This is a genomic window from Psychrobacillus sp. AK 1817, assembly GCF_008807035.1.
Taxonomy (GTDB): Bacteria; Bacillota; Bacilli; order Bacillales_A; family Planococcaceae; genus Psychrobacillus; species Psychrobacillus faecigallinarum.
The window spans coordinates 2,447,003-2,465,383 of the sequence record NZ_CP031739.1; the positions used below are offsets into that span (position 1 = coordinate 2,447,003).

17 protein-coding genes, 1 tRNA gene, 2 rRNA genes, 1 other RNA gene and 1 other annotated feature are annotated in these 18,381 nt (G+C 40.0%); of the genes, 3 read left to right on the forward strand and 18 right to left on the reverse strand.

What is annotated here, in order from left to right; genetic code table 11:
- Positions 1–49: 49 nt before the first annotated feature.
- The 7 genes from D0S48_RS12165 to ffs form a co-directional block, all read right to left on the reverse strand.
- A 16S ribosomal RNA gene (locus D0S48_RS12165) occupies positions 50–1,603 on the reverse strand.
- A 289-nt stretch (positions 1,604–1,892) separates the two neighbouring features.
- Positions 1,893–2,150, reverse strand: coding sequence for a pro-sigmaK processing inhibitor BofA family protein (locus D0S48_RS12170; RefSeq protein WP_186318286.1), 258 nt, complete (start codon positions 2,148–2,150; stop codon positions 1,893–1,895).
- Positions 2,151–2,208: 58 nt separating this feature from the next.
- Positions 2,209–2,421, reverse strand: coding sequence for a YaaL family protein (locus tag D0S48_RS12175; RefSeq protein WP_144541945.1), 213 nt, complete (start codon positions 2,419–2,421; stop codon positions 2,209–2,211).
- A 17-nt stretch (positions 2,422–2,438) separates the two neighbouring features.
- Entirely contained in the window at positions 2,439–3,035 is a 597-nt protein-coding gene (recR, locus tag D0S48_RS12180) for a recombination mediator RecR (RefSeq protein WP_144541947.1), read from the reverse strand.
- Positions 3,036–3,046: 11 nt separating this feature from the next.
- Positions 3,047–3,367 carry a YbaB/EbfC family nucleoid-associated protein gene (locus tag D0S48_RS12185; RefSeq protein ID WP_144541950.1) on the reverse strand — a complete coding sequence of 107 codons (321 nt, stop codon included), beginning with the start codon at positions 3,365–3,367 and terminating at the stop codon, positions 3,047–3,049.
- Between the two features lie 14 nt (positions 3,368–3,381).
- Positions 3,382–5,133: a DNA polymerase III subunit gamma/tau gene (gene dnaX, locus D0S48_RS12190; RefSeq protein WP_151111882.1), complete on the reverse strand. Its 1,752-nt coding sequence runs from the start codon at positions 5,131–5,133 to the stop codon at positions 3,382–3,384.
- A 148-nt stretch (positions 5,134–5,281) separates the two neighbouring features.
- An RNA gene (gene ffs, locus D0S48_RS12195) (signal recognition particle sRNA large type) lies at positions 5,282–5,548 on the reverse strand.
- A 151-nt stretch (positions 5,549–5,699) separates the two neighbouring features.
- Here ffs and D0S48_RS12200 point away from each other — a divergent pair.
- Positions 5,700–5,792: transfer RNA gene (locus tag D0S48_RS12200), tRNA-Ser, on the forward strand.
- A 119-nt stretch (positions 5,793–5,911) separates the two neighbouring features.
- Here the strand turns inward: D0S48_RS12200 and D0S48_RS12205 are convergent.
- The 4 genes from D0S48_RS12205 to D0S48_RS12220 all read right to left on the reverse strand — a co-directional run bounded on the left by D0S48_RS12205 (position 5,912) and on the right by D0S48_RS12220 (position 9,071).
- A complete protein-coding gene (locus tag D0S48_RS12205; RefSeq protein ID WP_151111884.1) occupies positions 5,912–6,427 on the reverse strand; it encodes a GNAT family N-acetyltransferase in 516 nt (171 codons plus the stop codon).
- A 93-nt stretch (positions 6,428–6,520) separates the two neighbouring features.
- Positions 6,521–7,195, reverse strand: a complete 675-nt coding sequence (locus D0S48_RS12210) for a deoxynucleoside kinase (protein ID WP_151111886.1) — start codon at positions 7,193–7,195, stop codon at positions 6,521–6,523.
- Between the two features lies 1 nt (position 7,196).
- Positions 7,197–7,829 (reverse strand): deoxynucleoside kinase, encoded by a 633-nt coding sequence (locus D0S48_RS12215; RefSeq protein ID WP_144541958.1) that lies wholly within the window; start codon positions 7,827–7,829, stop codon positions 7,197–7,199.
- Between the two features lie 105 nt (positions 7,830–7,934).
- Positions 7,935–9,071, reverse strand: coding sequence for a glycosyl hydrolase family 18 protein (locus D0S48_RS12220; protein ID WP_151111888.1), 1,137 nt, complete (start codon positions 9,069–9,071; stop codon positions 7,935–7,937).
- 76 nt (positions 9,072–9,147) lie between these two features.
- Between D0S48_RS12220 and tadA the strand changes: the two genes are divergently transcribed.
- Entirely contained in the window at positions 9,148–9,624 is a 477-nt protein-coding gene (gene tadA / locus D0S48_RS12225) for a tRNA adenosine(34) deaminase TadA (RefSeq protein ID WP_144541962.1), read from the forward strand.
- A gap of 220 nt (positions 9,625–9,844) precedes the next feature.
- Here the strand turns inward: tadA and serS are convergent, their stop codons facing one another.
- The 3 genes from serS to pdxS all read right to left on the reverse strand — a co-directional run bounded on the left by serS (position 9,845) and on the right by pdxS (position 12,917).
- Positions 9,845–11,119, reverse strand: coding sequence for a serine--tRNA ligase (gene serS, locus D0S48_RS12230; protein WP_151111890.1), 1,275 nt, complete (start codon positions 11,117–11,119; stop codon positions 9,845–9,847).
- Between the two features lie 79 nt (positions 11,120–11,198).
- Positions 11,199–11,413 (reverse strand) — a binding site (T-box leader).
- A gap of 24 nt (positions 11,414–11,437) precedes the next feature.
- The gene (gene pdxT, locus D0S48_RS12235; protein WP_151113805.1) at positions 11,438–12,031 is read right to left on the reverse strand and encodes a pyridoxal 5'-phosphate synthase glutaminase subunit PdxT; all 594 of its coding nucleotides are present in this window, start codon (positions 12,029–12,031) and stop codon (positions 11,438–11,440) included.
- Position 12,032: 1 nt separating this feature from the next.
- Positions 12,033–12,917: a pyridoxal 5'-phosphate synthase lyase subunit PdxS gene (gene pdxS / locus D0S48_RS12240; RefSeq protein WP_191963915.1), complete on the reverse strand. Its 885-nt coding sequence runs from the start codon at positions 12,915–12,917 to the stop codon at positions 12,033–12,035.
- A gap of 108 nt (positions 12,918–13,025) precedes the next feature.
- Here pdxS and D0S48_RS12245 point away from each other — a divergent pair, with 108 nt between their 5' ends.
- Entirely contained in the window at positions 13,026–14,429 is a 1,404-nt protein-coding gene (locus tag D0S48_RS12245) for a MocR-like pyridoxine biosynthesis transcription factor PdxR (RefSeq protein ID WP_151113807.1), read from the forward strand.
- 127 nt (positions 14,430–14,556) lie between these two features.
- On the opposite strand, the gene D0S48_RS12250 is transcribed toward D0S48_RS12245, so the two are convergent.
- From D0S48_RS12250 to rrf, 4 genes are all read right to left on the reverse strand, one after another.
- Positions 14,557–15,867 (reverse strand): serine hydrolase, encoded by a 1,311-nt coding sequence (locus tag D0S48_RS12250; RefSeq protein WP_370455761.1) that lies wholly within the window; start codon positions 15,865–15,867, stop codon positions 14,557–14,559.
- A gap of 153 nt (positions 15,868–16,020) precedes the next feature.
- Positions 16,021–17,487, reverse strand: a complete 1,467-nt coding sequence (gene guaB, locus D0S48_RS12255; RefSeq protein ID WP_151111895.1) for an IMP dehydrogenase — start codon at positions 17,485–17,487, stop codon at positions 16,021–16,023.
- 283 nt (positions 17,488–17,770) lie between these two features.
- Positions 17,771–18,004, reverse strand: coding sequence for a hypothetical protein (locus D0S48_RS12260; RefSeq protein WP_151111897.1), 234 nt, complete (start codon positions 18,002–18,004; stop codon positions 17,771–17,773).
- A 101-nt stretch (positions 18,005–18,105) separates the two neighbouring features.
- Positions 18,106–18,221: ribosomal RNA gene (rrf, locus tag D0S48_RS12265) — 5S ribosomal RNA — on the reverse strand.
- Positions 18,222–18,381 lie beyond the last annotated feature (160 nt).

Consider the following 18,381-nt stretch of genomic DNA (forward strand, 5'->3'; position numbering starts at 1 on the left):
CAAAACGTTAAGATACAGATAAAGATCTGTATTCCGAATATATCCTTAGAAAGGAGGTGATCCAGCCGCACCTTCCGATACGGCTACCTTGTTACGACTTCACCCCAATCATCTGTCCCACCTTCGGCGGCTGGCTCCCAAAAGGGTTACCCCACCGACTTCGGGTGTTACAAACTCTCGTGGTGTGACGGGCGGTGTGTACAAGGCCCGGGAACGTATTCACCGTGGCATGCTGATCCACGATTACTAGCGATTCCGGCTTCATGTAGGCGAGTTGCAGCCTACAATCCGAACTGAGAACGGTTTTATGGGATTAGCTCACCCTCGCGGGGTTGCGACCCTCTGTACCGTCCATTGTAGCACGTGTGTAGCCCAGGTCATAAGGGGCATGATGATTTGACGTCATCCCCACCTTCCTCCGGTTTATCACCGGCAGTCACCTTAGAGTGCCCAACTGAATGCTGGCAACTAAGATCAAGGGTTGCGCTCGTTGCGGGACTTAACCCAACATCTCACGACACGAGCTGACGACAACCATGCACCACCTGTCACCGCTGTCCCCGAAGGGAAAAGCCTATCTCTAGGCCGGTCAGCGGGATGTCAAGACCTGGTAAGGTTCTTCGCGTTGCTTCGAATTAAACCACATGCTCCACCGCTTGTGCGGGCCCCCGTCAATTCCTTTGAGTTTCAGTCTTGCGACCGTACTCCCCAGGCGGAGTGCTTAATGCGTTAGCTGCAGCACTAAGGGGCGGAAACCCCCTAACACTTAGCACTCATCGTTTACGGCGTGGACTACCAGGGTATCTAATCCTGTTTGCTCCCCACGCTTTCGCGCCTCAGCGTCAGTTACAGACCAGAAAGCCGCCTTCGCCACTGGTGTTCCTCCAAATCTCTACGCATTTCACCGCTACACTTGGAATTCCGCTTTCCTCTTCTGCACTCAAGTCCCCCAGTTTCCAATGACCCTCCACGGTTGAGCCGTGGGCTTTCACATCAGACTTAAAGGACCGCCTGCGCGCGCTTTACGCCCAATAATTCCGGACAACGCTTGCCACCTACGTATTACCGCGGCTGCTGGCACGTAGTTAGCCGTGGCTTTCTAATGAGGTACCGTCAAGGTACGAGCAGTTACTCTCGTACTTGTTCTTCCCTCACAACAGAGTTTTACGATCCGAAAACCTTCTTCACTCACGCGGCGTTGCTCCATCAGACTTTCGTCCATTGTGGAAGATTCCCTACTGCTGCCTCCCGTAGGAGTCTGGGCCGTGTCTCAGTCCCAGTGTGGCCGATCACCCTCTCAGGTCGGCTACGCATCGTCGCCTTGGTGAGCCGTTACCTCACCAACTAGCTAATGCGCCGCGGGCCCATCCTGTAGTGACAGCCGAAACCGTCTTTTAACATTCCCCCATGTGAGGAAATGGATTATTCGGTATTAGCCCCGGTTTCCCGGAGTTATCCCAATCTACAGGGCAGGTTGCCCACGTGTTACTCACCCGTCCGCCGCTAAATCAGAAGAAGCAAGCTTCTTCATCATTCGCTCGACTTGCATGTATTAGGCACGCCGCCAGCGTTCGTCCTGAGCCAGGATCAAACTCTCCATAATAGAGAACTTAAAAAGCTCACTTGCACACGAAGTGCTGGCATCGACGTCGCCACACGGATGTGGCGCTTTTAGTCGATGTTCTTTGCTGGCATCATCATTAAATGATGTCAAAAATTGTTTTGTGTCAATACAACCGAAGTTGTTTGACGCTATATTTCTTAACGTTTTGCATGTTCAGTTTTCAATGTTCATCATGTCAGCCAAACTTGTTTACCTCTTGGCGACTTCTACTATATTACTCTCGTTTTAAATATAAGTCAACACTTTTTGATAACTTTTTTATATTTTTTTATAGCAGTATAGAAATAGTCACTACAGAGGCTACCCCTGGTACTCCCAACACTGCTACTACAGCTCCTGTGAAGAGGTTTATAGGAACCACATATCCTGCCATACCAAGTAATAAATGAACTCCAAACAATAATAATATAGAAAACCCTAAACGAAATAAAAATATACTTAGACTTTCAAATAAATTAGAGAAAGAGCTTTTGAATACTAAAAACAACAATAATACTAGCGAACACACAATAATGGTTAACTTCATGTACAATCCCTCCATAAAATCAATATCCTTATTGTATGAAGCTAGTACTACTAATATTCTATTTTATAATCACATTCCTAATCTTTGCTTCTTTATATAGATAGAAATGTATACTCTCTGCTATTTTTCTTTTGGCCACCGCATTAAGATCATAGTCATTCAAATAATCTTCTATTAGCTGTGCTTGCTGCCAATCTTCTTTGGTGGCTTTAATGAGGGTTACAAATTGTTGATCAAATTCTTTTTTTAATTTTCCCTTTTTAAAAAACACGTACCCCTACACTCTCCTTATAATTCCCGACGTCCTTCTAGAGCTTTAGACAGAGTAACTTCATCTGCATACTCTAAATCTCCCCCTACAGGTAGCCCGTGTGCAATTCTCGTTGTTTTAATACCAGAAGGTTTTACAAGACGAGATATATACATAGCTGTGGCTTCTCCTTCTATTGTAGGGTTGGTTGCTAGAATCAGTTCTTCTACTTGTGTGTCCTGTAATCTTTTTAATAAAGACGGAACATTAATATCCTCTGGACCTATTCCATCCATAGGAGAGATAGCTCCATGAAGTACATGGTATAAACCATTGTAATCTCTCATTTTTTCCATTGCTATTACGTCTTTAGTATCTTGTACTACACAAATCATTGATACATCACGTTGTTTGTCTTGGCATATATGACAAGGGTCTATGTCCGTGATATGTCCACAAATAGAGCAATAGCTTAAGTTTCTTTTGGCATCTACTAGTGCTTTTGCAAAGTCTAGTACTGTATCTTCCTTCATAGTTAACACAAAAAATGCCAGACGGGCCGCAGTTTTCGGCCCGATTCCTGGCAATTTCATAAAGCTTTCTATTAGCTTTGATATCGGTTCAGGATAATGCATTATTTTTCCTCCTAGAACATGCCAGGAAGGTTCAACCCTTTCGTGAATTGACCCATAGTGGCATTAGCTGTTTCTTCCGCTTTTTTCATTGCTTCATTTGTAGCAATTACGATTAAATCTTGTAGCATTTCCACATCATCAGGGTCTACTACTGCTGAATCTAGAGCTACCTCTAATACTTCTTTTTGTCCTGAGACGATAACCTTTACCATTCCTCCGCCAGCAACTGCTTCAAAGCGTTGGGTTGCCAGTTCCTCTTGAGCCTCAGCCATTTTCTTTTGCATTTTTTGCATTTGTTTCATCATACCTTGCATATTTCCCATTCCACGCATAATTATTTTCCTCCTTAGTCATCATGTACTTCTACAAATTCTTTTCCAAATAGTTTTTCTGCTTCCACGATTAAAGGATCTTCCGTGATTTCTTCCATTCCTTGTAACAGTTCCATCACTTCAGATGATTCAGAGGAAGCTTCCTGCGTAGACTCTATAGAGTCCTTTTTTAATCCATTTTGCCGAATAAATTCTTCTCTAATCTTTAACCAACTTTCTTCCGGTACATATACAACCTCATACATCGTTCCGGTTAAGCTTGAAATAAGTTGTGGAAAAGAGGTAGAGAAAGTTTTATTCTCCATTGCCATTTGACAATGTATATCATATTTAAATTTTAACACAAATGCACTGGAAGATGCTGCAACTGGTTCTGCATCATTTAACAAAGCAGCATGTGATTTTTGAAGCTGTTGTAATATATTCGCCCATTGTGATTTAATAGTTTGAATATCTGACTTTGTTGCTGTTTTTAAAATCTCTTGTATTCGACCACTTGACACCTTCACGCCAGAGGCTTTTTGTCTTGTTCTCTTTGGTTGCTCCTGCTGTGTCCCTTGATTGGTTCCAAGTGCAAACGTACCTTGGCTCAGTTGTTGCTGCAACTGCTGAAGCTGCCCTTCTAGTAACTGAACTTTCTTTTCCAACTCAGCACTATTTGCATTCCCCACAGCAGCCTCTTGTGGCACCTGCGCTAAACGGATAACTGCCGTTTCTAAATACACTTTTGCATGATTGGAAAATCGCATTTCTTGTTGAGTGTTTGTGAGAATAGAAATACTCTTATATAGTGTCTCCACAGGAAATTTAGTAGCCAGCTCTCTAAACCGCTCATCGCCCGTAGCAATTTCTAATAGTTCCGCTTGGTCTGGAGCAACCTGAAGTACCAACAAATCTCTATAGAATGTGATAAAATCCTCCGTTAATCGAACAGGATCCTTTCCATCCTCTACAAGCTTTTCGATACCACTTAAAGCCTGTGCTACATCTCTCTCACTTAGAGCATCAGCCAACTGATAAAAAACATCCTGGCCAATAGAACCCGTTACAAGCAAGGCATCTTCTATTGTCATCATTTTTCCACTGAAAGATACTACTTGATCTAGCATACTGAGTGCATCACGCATACCGCCAGCTGCCACTTGTGCGATAATTTTCAGTACATTCACATCATATTCTATCCCTGCATCGGTCAGCACTTCTACCATCCTGGAAACGATATCAGCAGATGTAATCCTTTTAAAATCAAATCTTTGACATCTTGAAATAATGGTGAGTGGTATTTTATGTGGTTCTGTTGTTGCAAGTATAAAAACAACATGAGCTGGTGGCTCTTCTAATGTTTTTAACAAAGCATTAAAGGCACTCGTAGAGAGCATATGCACTTCATCAATAATATAAACTTTGTAGCGCGCATTAGAAGGAGCAAAACGTACTTTTTCAATAATGTCACGCATTTCTTCCACACGAGAGTTGGAAGCAGCATCAAACTCAATTACATCTGTATTGGAACCCTCTGTGATACTTTTGCAAGTTGCACATTTATTGCATGGTTCCTTGTCAGGCCCATTCTCACAGTTCAACGCTTTAGCAAAAATTTTCGCAGCACTTGTTTTACCTGTACCTCTTGGTCCTGAAAATAAATATGCATGAGTAGTTTTATTGTAAATGAGGGCATTTTGAAGGGTTTGTTTGATATGAGTTTGACCGGACATTTCCGCAAACGACTGAGGTCGATATGCGCGGTAGAAAGCTTGATACGACAACAAGTTCCCCTCCCTCTTCTTTTTAGATAAAGTATGTAAATATTATAACATAAAGAAAACTTGACTTCGCCTTACAAGTACATATAAGTATAAATAAAAAAACTCATTCCTCCGAGGATGAATGAGTTTGATAATAATTAAATTAAAGCCGTGCACCTTCCTTCGATTGATACACATAAGCGGCACCTTTGTCGTTAACTCGGCCTAGGCAACCCCGCGGCACATGAGAATGCACCACTTAATGCTGCTTCCTTCCGGACCTGACATGGTTCATGGGCTCCCATTGCGCAGGACCCAGACGTCAACATCACGTGCAAATACCAGACCTAACATGTAAACAACCTCGAGAAGGAGTTCAGTCTCGCTAGAGCGGATTGCGAGTTACAAGACACCGCTACCTTCCCACCTAGCACGGCAATAACTAGTATACGCATTTTAAACTTAAAAATCAATGGTTACGATCTGATTTCTTTCTTTATACTTTCTATACTAAAAAAATATTATTAAATTTTTTTCAAATATGTTGACTTTGATTTTTATCCGTGATAAATTAATTCTTGTACTTCGGAGGAATACCCAAGTCTGGCTGAAGGGATCGGTCTTGAAAACCGACAGGCGGGTCATACCGCGCGGGGGTTCGAATCCCTCTTCCTCCTCCATTTTTTAACAACACACACGCATAAATTTGAGATTGAATTCGTTGCTCTTGTAACGAATTTTTCTTAGCCATATGTGTTCAGAATATTAAGAAGTTGACTATAAAAGTCAATTTCTTTTTTTATTTTACAAATTGACTCATAATAATGTCGTCTACATATTCATTTGGTCCAAATTTTACGTGTTTATGCCTTCTTCCCTCCTCTTTAAAGCCTAGCTTTGTGTATAAATGAATTGCTCTTTCATTATTAGAAAACACCTCTAACGATATCTTCTCTATATGTTCCTGTTTCCTAGCCCATTCTAACAATTTTTTAATTAGACAAGTGCCTATACCTTTATTGGCAAAGGTTTCTTGAATACTTATTCCAAAAAGACCCTGATGACTGAATCTTTTACGTGAGGATAGATGAAAATCAAGGATTCCAATTATTTGATTCTCCTGTTCTGCTACTAACATTAAGCCTCTCTCACTACAATTCACAATTTTTTCTCTCTGCTCCACCACCGACACCGTAAATTCTTCAACTGTGGTAGCCATGAAACTAGGGTTTTCCTTTAATATTCTTTTGATATGTTTTATTATTTGTTCTGCATCATTAACCATCGCTTTTCTAATATTTATTTCTATGCTCATTTTATATTCCCCCTTTCTAATCTATTCTCTCTCCTATTTAAAATCCCTTTTAGAAAGCAAAAAGCTTCTGCAATAAATGCAGAAGCTTTTCTATTATTTACGTAAAGTAATCGTCTGTGTTTGCTCCATGAAATGGCCAATTCTTTCAAGAATTACTTCAACATCTTCTGGATTCTCTACGATATCATAGTCATTGATGTTGAGACGAAGTACTGGACAGCCATTAAATCCATCAATCCACTTTTCGTATCTGCCATGCATCTCTTCCCAATAAGCGATTGGAGTTTGTTGTTCCATTGGGCGACCTCTTTCATGAATACGGTCTATAATATCATCCAAAGATCCTTCTAAATAGATGAGAAGGTTCGGATGTGGAAAGTATGGAGTCATAACCATCGCTTCGAAAAGACTTGTATATGTCTCATGGTCTACCGGGTCCATTGTTCCTTTTTCTTTATGCATTTGTGCAAAAATCCCTGTGTCTTCATAAATGGAACGGTCCTGAATAAAACCTCCGCCATACTCAAACATTCTCTTTTGTTCCTTAAAACGCTCTGCTAGGAAATAGATTTGTAAATGAAAGCTCCATTTAGAGAAATCCTCATAGAAACGATCTAAATAAGGGTTAGTGTCTACTTTTTCAAAAGAGGTTTTAAAGTGTAGTGCTTCAGCAAGCATCTTAGTCATAGTAGATTTACCTACTCCTACAGTTCCTGCTATTGTTATTACAGCATTGGAAGGTATGCCATACTTTTCTCTTAAATTCATGTTATAAACTCCTTCTATGTAGTGTTTCATCTACTTTTTCTAAAATTATCTGTAAATCTTGGTTATTTTGAACAAAGTCCATTTCATCTCCATTGAAGCGGATAACCGGTATTTCTGGATGCTTTAATTCAAAATCATCTATAAACATTCGGTAATCGGAAGAAAGCTGCTCCAGATAGGTTGTACTAATTTTCTTTTCAAACTCTCTCCCACGCAAATCAATACGGTCTACTAACACATCTATGCTAGCATCCAGATAAATAACTAAATTAGGAACTGGCATATCCTTCGTTAAAATATGATAAATTGCCTCATATTTTTCATATTCCTCCTTACTTAGGGAGCGTTTAGCAAAGATAAGATTTTTAAAAATATGATAATCCGCTACAACAGCGGTGTCTTTCGATAAGTATTTTTTTTCAATATCGCTTAATTGCTTATAGCGATTGCATAGAAAGAACATCTCTGTTTGAAAGCTCCACTCTGCTATATCTTCATAGAATTTATTTAAAAAGGGGTTTTCATCCACGATCTCTTTTAACAATTCAAATTGATAAGTATTACCAATTGCTTTAGCCAGTGAGGTCTTACCAACACCTATTGGACCCTCTACCGTTATAAATGGAATAGACATATCTCTAACCTCACTCTAAATTTTCAAGTCGTACCCTCTATTTTAGCATAGGGATATAACGAAAAATAGAGGATATTTGTCTTTCCAGAGAAAGACAAATATCCCCTATTTTTTCTTAATACGAAATGTAGCATTTAGAAGATACCAGTTTTGAGGGAAGTCAAAGCCACTATGCCAATAGGAAATCCCCAATAAATTTAATTCCTTTAACAGATTAAATTTTGCTTGAATAGATCTTGCATCCTCGAACCACACTTCATGCTCTTTCCCGTCTCTCCAGTAATTAAAAAACGGTGCCTGTGCCTCTTCATCATATTCAATAGCAGCATTTCGATCTCTGGCTAATTGAATAGCCTGCTGTGGACTTATCGCCCTAGCAAAAGGATTACCTGGTTTATAAGGCAAAGTCCAATCATAGCCATATAAATTTTGACCCATCATTACCTTTTGAGAAGGTATCTCTGTAATTGCATATTCTAATACATCTCTTACAGGACCTATTGGAGAAACTGCCATTGGAGGGCCACCGCTATACCCCCACTCATAGGTCATAATAACAACAAAATCTAAAACCTCGCCAAGGGCTTTATAGTCATGTCCCTCATACCATTTACCAGGTTGATTGGCACTAGTTTTCGGAGCAAGGCTAGCAGAAAAAATAAAACTAGGGGCAAACTCACGGAATTCTTTTAAGAATTGTACATACTTCTCACGATCATTGGGATTTATATATTCAAAATCAGTGTGTAGATGATTTGTACCCCTTTTATTTGCCTCCTTCACGGATTCTTCAAATACCTTTTGTTTAACTTCTTCATTTGTAAAAATTGTATTGGCAAGCGTGTCACTAAATGCTCCTTCTTCAATGTTGGTCAATACAATAACCGTCTCAACATTGTTTTCTTCTGCTATCTCCGACAAGCTTCCCCAATTCATTGGAGTTAACGATCCGTCTCTTTTAACGTCAAAAGCAAAGGGCATCATATAAGTTAGTTCTGCAGCTACATTTCTTACTTTTTCAATCACTGTTTCCGAGGGGACATCGGTATACCATTCAACATATAAATTAGATTCAATAGAGGGTCTGTTTGGATCTGGCGTGGAGGGTAGAACAATCGCCTGACCTACAACCAATACATCTTGATCCGGTAAACCATTAATAGAGGCAAGAGTAGCCGCACTCGTTCCAAAACGCTTGGCAATAGAGTATAAACTATCACCAGTTTTCACTACATAATTCATACCATCACTCCTTCAAACTAAATTATGCAAGGGACATACAAAACATGCTAAAATACGCGTAAGGAGTTGACTCCAAATGGACGAGTATTATATGAATTTAGCAATTGAAGAAGCAAAGAAAGCAGCTACAATAGGAGAAGTCCCTATAGGTGCGATTATCGTACATAAAAATGAGGTAATTGCGAGAGGTTACAATTTACGAGAGACAACACAGAATGCGACAACCCATGCTGAGCTACTGGCTATTCAAGAAGCTTGTGCCAAAATCGGGAGTTGGAGACTAGAGGAAACTACTCTTTATGTAACTCTAGAACCTTGTCCTATGTGTGCAGGAGCAATATTGCAATCGCGTATCCCACGAGTCGTTTATGGTGCTCGAGACCTTAAAGCGGGTTGTGTAGACTCATTATATACGCTATTAAATGACAATAGATTTAACCATGTCTGTGAGGTAACAGAGGGAGTTCTTGCAGAGACTTGCGGTAATTTACTAACCACTTTTTTTCGAGAGCTACGAATGAAAAAAAAGAACCAAAAACGCCAGGAGCTCTGAGCATTTTTGGTTCTAAACAGAAGTTTTTTAAATTGTTTGCCTCGCTTTCCCCATTTGCTTGTCGGAGCAAACATAGGCGCTTGCGCTTTTCTTTTTGTCTAGCTCCACCGCCTTGCCCCTCGAGGTCAAATGGGATAAAGCTGTGGGGGCTGAGGAACTGCCTCCTCGCTTTCCCCATTTGCTTGTCGGGGCAGACATAGGCGCTTGCGCTTTTCTTAGTTTATTGGATAACTTTTTTGCCACCCATGTAAGGTTGTAGTACCTCTGGGATTTTAACAGAACCATCTGGTTGCTGATAATTTTCTAGGATAGCGGCAACTGTGCGCCCAATTGCTAGTCCACTTCCGTTTAATGTGTGTACAAACTCTGGTTTAGCGCCCGGTTCTCTTCTAAAACGGATTCCTGCACGACGAGCTTGGAAGTCTTCAAAGTTACTGCAAGAAGAAATCTCTTTATACTCCCCATAGCTTGGTAACCATACTTCAATATCATATTTTTTAGCAGCAGTGAAACCAAGGTCGGCAGTGCACATACGTAGCACTCGATATGGAAGACCCAAAAGTTGTAGCACTTTTTCTGCATGTCCTGTTAGAAGCTCCAACTGTTCGTAAGAATCCGCTGGTTTTACAAAACGTACAAGCTCTACTTTATTGAATTGATGCTGACGGATTAGTCCGCGTGTATCTCTACCTGCAGAACCGGCCTCCGAACGGAAACAAGCACTAAATGCAGTAAACGCTTGTGGAAGTTCTGCTCCATCTAAAATCTCATCGCGGTAGAAGTTGGTTACTGGAACCTCAGCAGTTGGGATTAAGAAATAATCCTCCTCGTTAACTAGGAAAGCATCCTCTTCAAACTTTGGAAGCTGACCAGTGCCCGTTAAACTCATACGGTTCGCCATATAAGGTGGAAGCATTTCCTCGTAGCCATGCTCTTCTGAATGAAGATCCATCATGAAATTCCATAGCGCGCGCTCTAATCTTGCCCCTAGACCACGGTAAAATGCAAAACGGCTTCCAGTTACTTTTGCAGCACGCTCAAAATCCACTATTTTTAAATCTGTGGCGATATCCCAGTGAGCTTTTGTATCAAAATCAAATGAAGGGACATCTCCCCACTTACGGATTTCCACATTATCATCCTCGGAGTCACCAACCGGAACGTCATCATGCGGAATATTTGGAATACGCATCATCATGTAGTCAAACTTTTCTTCTACTTGACGTAGCTCTTCATCCAACGCTTTAATCTCATCGCCAACCTCACGCATACGCACAATTAAATCATCAGCATTCTCTTTGTTTCGTTTCATTTGAGAGATTTTTTGAGAAACCTCGTTTCTTTCTGCCTTTAATACTTCTGTTTTTGCTATTAATTCTCTACGCTTTTGGTCTAAAGGAAGAAATTGATCGAACTCAGAGATATCTTCTCCACGCTTCGCAAGTTTAGCTTTCACTTCTTCATAATTATCACGTACAAATTTTACATCTAACATATGAATTCCTCCTCTTAATATTTCGACAATTTTAACCAACCATTAATTAAATAACGACAAAAAAGCCCCCATCCCTAAAAAAAGGGACGAGAGCTACCCGCGTTGCCACCCTGATTGAACTGACACATGATCAGATCCACTTGTCTAATAACGGCTTTTCAACCGGCCACAGCTTACCTATTTTTCAGCTGCGCAACTCAAAGGACGGATTCACAAGGGTCTTTATCAGCTTCCACCAACCGCTGACTCTCTAAAAAAAACTTACTTGTTACTACTTCCTATCATCGTTTTTTAATTCATGAAATTAATCATACTTTACTATAGGTTGACCTGTTTGGCAAGTGATTCCTGAACCATTTGTATAAAATAGGCAGTTATACGATGATCGTTCGTTAATTCAGGATGGAAGGAACATCCTAATATATTGTCCTGTCTAGCCATTACAATTCTATTTTCATGAGTTGCAAGTATTTCTACGCTTTTCCCTACATCCACAATATGGGGAGCTCTTATAAAAACAGCAGGAAAGTCAGCTGCTACTCCTTGGATTTCTAAAATAGTTTCAAAGCTATTCACTTGACGGCCAAAGGAATTTCTTTCGACAGTAGCTTCTAATACACCAATATGATGGGAATCCTGATTATGGATATTCCTTGCCAATAATATAAGGCCCGCACATGTACCGAACATTGGCTTGCCTGATTCTGCAAATTGTTTTAAAGGAATTAGCAAATCAAAGCGATCTATAAGCTTGCGCATTGTCGTACTTTCGCCACCTGGAAAGATTAAACCATCTATATTTTGAAGATCACTTTTTGTTTTGACCAATACTGCCTCTACGCCGCATTCTTCTACCGAACGAATATGTTCCATGACAGCTCCTTGAAGAGCCATTACTCCAATTTTCACTATCTTACCAACCTCGATCTTGCATACGTTCTGCATCTGTTAATCGAGAGATTTCAATTCCCTTCATAGGGATTCCTAAATCCTTTGAAATATCCACTAAAAATTTATAATCGCGATAATGAGTAGTTGCTTCCACAATAGCACGGGCAAATTTCTCTGGACTATCAGATTTGAATATTCCAGATCCGACAAACACTCCATCTGCTCCAAGTTCCATCATAAGCGCAGCATCTGCTGGAGTAGCAACTCCTCCCGCTGCGAAGTTTACTACTGGTAATTTTCCTTTTTGTTTGATTTGCAATAAAATCTCATATGGCGCTCCTAATTTTTTTGCTTCTGTCATTAGTTCATCCTCGTTCATATGCACAATTTTTCTAACCTGTGCATTAACCTTTCGTAAATGGCGAACTGCTTCTACAATGTTACCTGTCCCTGGTTCGCCTTTCGTCCGAAGCATTGATGCCCCTTCACCTATACGTCGAGCTGCCTCTCCCAAATCCTTACACCCACAAACAAATGGCACTGTGAACTCACTTTTACGCAAATGAAATTCTTCATCGGCTGGTGTCAGCACCTCTGATTCGTCAATATAGTCCACACCCATTGCCTCTAAAATTCTTGCCTCCGTTATATGTCCAATGCGAGCTTTTGCCATGACTGGTATCGTTACAGCACCCATTACTTCTTCCATTATGCGTGGATCGGCCATGCGAGCAACTCCCCCTGCTGCACGGATATCAGAGGGTACACGTTCTAATGCCATTACAGCCACAGCACCGGCTGCCTCCGCAATTCGTGCTTGCTCTGCGTTAATAACATCCATTATAACTCCACCTTTTTGCATCTCTGCCATACCTCTTTTTACTATCTCAGTACCTGTCATATGTATTTTCATCTTGAATACCTCCTAACTGTTATAAAATTTAGTATAATGATATATGACCATATGAAAAGCGCCAAAAACACTAAAATGAAAGTGGTCAGATTGGATGATACTATGGATTTCCTCATGTTTCCTTTAGAAAAAAATTCAAACAGCCCATTATATGAACAACTATATAAATTTATAAAAGATGCCATAGTACAAGGCAATATTAAGGAAGGAGATAAGCTTCCCTCTAAAAGAAAGCTTGCTGACTATCTTGATCTTAGCCAAACTACAATTGAGCTTTCTTATAGTCAGCTGCTAGCAGAAGGTTACATAAATTCAGAACCTAGAAGGGGATATTTTGTTCAAAATATTGAGGAGCTTGCTTTGATCGAAATAGAAGATTCTCAAATTGTTAAAGAAGAAAAAACTCCATCCTACCATTTGGATTTTTCTCCGGGAAGGATAGATGAGGATTCCTTTCCTTTTACACTGTGGAGAAAATATGCAAGGGATTTGGTTCATGAAGAAAATAAAGAGCTTCTTCAGCTTGGACATCCTCAGGGAGACTATATACTAAGACAGCAAATATCTTCATACCTTTATCAATCTCGTGGTGTAAAAAGTACACCCGAACAAATTATTTTAGGCTCAGGAACAGAACAGATTATGCCACTACTCATACGCCTCCTTGGAAATGAGGCAGTCTATGGCTATGAAAACCCTGGTTATCCACTCTCTCATCATCTTTTTTTAGAGCATGAGGAAAAATCGGTGCCTGTCCGGGTAGATGATGAGGGATTAGTCGTTCAGGAGTTAGAAAACACTAATGCAACTGTTATGTATGTCACTCCGTCTCATCAATTTCCCACTGGTTCTGTTATGTCAGCTTCACGAAGAAGTCAGCTGCTAGCCTGGGCTTATCAACATGAGAAACGTTATATTATTGAAGATGATTATGACAGTGAATTCAGATATACTGGTAAACCAATTCCTTCTTTACAAGGAATGGACCAAAACGACCGTGTAATTTATTTAAGCACGTTTTCTAAGTCTCTGATGCCTTCCTTAAGGATCGCCTATGCGGTACTTCCAAAACCACTTATAAAGCAATACAAGGCGAAATATTACTATTATTCAGCTACTGTCCCACGAATGGACCAATATATACTTGCAAAGTTTATGGAGGACGGTCACTTCGGGAAGCATCTAAATAAAATGAGAAAAATTTATAAAAGAAAGCTAGAAATTATTACGAAGTCTCTTTTAGAATATGAGCCAGCTGTTACCCTTTCTGGAGAACAGGCAGGAATGCATCTTTTATTGACCATTCATACACAAAAGAAGGAAGAGGAACTGGTTGCCCTTGCTCAACAAGCAAATATTCAAATCTATGGTCTGAATAAGTATATAACCTTTCCCATAGAAGAAACTCACCCAAAATTGGTATTAGGATTCGGTGGATTAGAGTTCTCAAATATTTCGACAACCATACATGAGCTAATGAAGGCAATAAAAATCAAGCATTCTTAATTTCTTTCCTATACAAAAAAGCACTGACAACTCTAATTGAGTTTCAGTGCTTAAGTATAGTAAGAAGGTGGTGCAAGTGTCTAAGTCTAGGTTAACTAGTAACACTTTGCACATGCTTTCTTATTTATTAAAATAATCCGCCTACAAAGTCGGTCGTACTATCCCACAAGCCGCTAAAGAATTTGCCAATACCTTGGAACATTAAACTGAACCAACCAGCTCTTTCTACAGCTTCTGTTGTTACAACATCGACACTTGCTTGGTCACCAATAATATAACCGTAATCAGTGCCTTCTGTTTTTTCAAGGTGTACTGTTCCTACAACTGTATCCTTTTTAACTTCAGCTTCTAACTTGTCTTTTGTTGGAGTAAATACAGGCTTGTACAGATCTTTATCGCTAGATTTAATCATCATAGAAATAGGTTCTTTGACTGCAATTGCAACTTTGTCTTCTTTTCCTTTATTTACTTCTAGAGTTTCATGGTCAGGAATTTTATATCCTGCTGGTATTAGCTCTACTTTAGTAAATTGAGCAAATCCAAAATCAAACAAAGCTCTAGTTGCATCAAATCTAGCCTTATAACTTCCCTTTCCATTAGCATCTACTGCTTTCATCACTACAGCGATTACTCTCATACCATTTCTTTCAGCAGTTCCAGTGAAGGAGTGACCAGCAAAATCTGTTGTTCCTGTTTTCAAACCATCTACGCCTTGATATTCATAAACTAATCCTGGTAGCATCCAGTTCCAGTTACTCATTTCAATAGCATCCGGTGTACCCTCACGGAAGATTTTTTTAGGTATTTTAGTTGTTTCTAAAACTTCTGGGTAGTCTTTCATAAGAAGGTAAGCCAATTTTGCTACTGAGCTAGCAGGCATCACATTCTCGTCTGTTGCCCCTGTACTCTTTGGATGCATCCCTTGTAAATCAGCATTATTTAAACCAGTAGAGTTAACAAACTTATAATTTTCTAAGCCCATTTCTCCAGCTTTTTCATTCATTAGTTTTATAAAATTTTCTTCTGTTCCAGCAATAGTTTCTGCAATAGCAATAGTTGCTGCATTTGCAGAATAGATAGCCATTGCTTCATATAATTCACGAATTGAATAAGTACCATCCTCACGTAGAGGTACATTACTTAAACGACGATCTTGAGAAATTTTATATGTATATTCATTTACTGAATATTGTTGGTCCCATGAGATTTTACCTTCTTCAATTGCTTCGAAAAGAAGATACTCCGTCATCATTTTTGTCATACTCGCAATACCTAAAGCTGCATCTGCATTTTGTTCATAAAGAATTTTTCCGGAATCCGCATCTACTAAGATTGCAGCGTCCACATTTAAATTCAAACTTTCCTCTGCTTTTGTGGTAGCTGGTATTACACCTACTAAAGACACAAGCAACATCGGAAGTACTAGCCACTTTACCATTGTTGTTTTCCAAAATTTCTTCACTACTGTACCTCCACTTTTTCTATTATCACTGCTCATTTTATCATACTTTTTGAACTAGGTGCATAACACTTTAAAAAAGCACCCATTCGGCCTATATATAGACGGTGAATGGGTGCGAAAGTTTCTTTATTAAGAGATAGAATAGTTTGGTGCCTCTTTTGTAATTTGTACATCATGAGGATGACTTTCACGTAGGCCAGCGCCAGTCATGCGTATAAATTGGGCCTTTTCACGTAAGTCCTCTAGAGTGCCTGTACCACAATACCCCATACCTGCACGAACCCCACCAAGAAGTTGGTGAATCGTATCAGATAGTGGCCCTTTGTATGGCAAACGCCCTTCAATTCCTTCTGGTACTAATTTCTTTGCATCCTCTTGGAAGTAACGGTCCTTAGAACCTTTTTCCATAGCACCGATAGAACCCATACCTCGGTATACTTTAAAACGTCTACCTTGGAAGATTTCTGTTTCTCCTGGACTTTCTGTAGTTCCTGCAAGTAAACTACCAAGCATTACTACATGTCCACCAGCAGCTAATGCTTTCACGATATCTCCGGAAAATTTAATACCGCCATCTGCAATGATCGTTTTTCCGGACTTTCTAGCTTCGTTAGCACAGTCATAGATTGCAGTAATTTGTGGTACTCCCACACCTGCCACCACACGAGTTGTACAAATAGAACCTGGACCAATTCCTACTTTTACTACATCTGCCCCTGCTTCAAATAGTGCCTTTGTTGCCTCACCAGTTGCAACATTTCCAGCAACGATATCTAAATCTGGATAAGTTGCTCTTATTTCTTTCACTACTTCAATAACACCTTTAGAATGTCCATGAGCAGTATCAATTACGATTGCATCTACCTGTGCTTCTACTAATTTCTGCACTCGAATCATCGTATCCTTCGTTACTCCAACCGCAGCCCCTACTAGCAAACGACCATGATGGTCTTTTGCTGCATTTGGAAACTCAATTACTTTTTCAATATCTTTAATAGTAATTAGACCTTTTAGAATGCCATTGTCATCCACTATCGGTAATTTTTCAATTTTGTATTGTTGAAGAATCTTTTCAGCCTGCTCTAACGTAGTACCAACAGCAGCAGTTACTAATTTTTCTTTAGTCATTACATCGGATATTTGTAAAGAGTAGTCTTGGATAAAGCGTAAATCACGATTTGTAATAATCCCTACAAGTCTCAATTCTTCTTCATTGTTTACAATTGGCACACCAGAGATTCTGTATTTACCCATCAAATGCTCTGCATCATAAACTTGGTGAGTTGGTGTAAGGTAGAAAGGATCGGTTATAACTCCATTTTCTGAACGTTTAACTGTTTCCACTTGTTCTGCTTGTTCCTCAATGCTCATGTTTTTGTGAATAATGCCCAGTCCACCTTGACGAGCCATAGCAATAGCCATCTTCGCTTCTGTAACTGTATCCATACCAGCACTTACTACAGGAATATTTAGCTTAATTTTTGAAGTTAATTGTACTGATAAGTTAATATCCTTTGGTAGAACCTCTGATTGAGCTGGAACTAATAAAACATCGTCAAACGTTAAACCTTCTTTTTGAAATTTTGATTCCCACATTACGCTGACTTCCTCCTCTGTTTAAATATTATTACAAGGTTATCAGCGGTCACAGGGCATGTCAAGAATCGATAAATAATATATATATTCTGACTTTTATGACGAGTTGTATATTTATTATATTTACAAGAGATATCTTATTTTTCTTTTACTTCGAAGAAGTGGAATGTCCTCTAGCTTTAAAATTAATCTAATTTGAAATTGTATTCTAAATTGTATTTCTGCTTTCTCGCACACTTGCTTAGTTAGAAATGGTTAGGTGCCTTCGGCACTTCTAATTTCTTTATGGAACAAACAAAAAAGCCGTCACCGATTTCTCGGTAACGACTTTTTCCAGTGCCCAGCTACGTCCTACTCTTGCAGGGGGACCCCCAACTACCATCGGCTCGGCTGCGAAACCAGATGGACGGCAGATTTCTTTGTCAGCCGCAGCCGATCGGTTCTCGCGTATGCTATACGCTCCGAGCCTCTCTTCCTTGCTTCCTCGAACTCTTTGCCCCTCTGCTTTCTCGCACACTTTCTTAGTTAGGAATGGTTAGGTGCCTTCGGCACTTCTAATTTCTTTATAGAACAAACAAAAAAGCCGTCACCAATTTCTCGGTAACGACTTTTTCCAGTGCCCAGCGACGTCCTACTCTTGCAGGGGGAGACCCCCAACTACCATCGGCGCTGAAGAGCTTAACTTCCGTGTTCGGTATGGGAACGGGTGTGACCTCTTCGCCATCATCACTAGACTTTTCGGCTTTCAATCCACTGCGCATTGCGTTGTCAACTTCGCTCGTTCAGTCAGTCACGTACGTAAGTACGCTCCTTCCTTTGCTCACTCGTTTCCTAGCACTGCTTGTGTTTTGAAATCCTCTTGAGTTGTTCACTCAAAACTGGATAAAAGACATC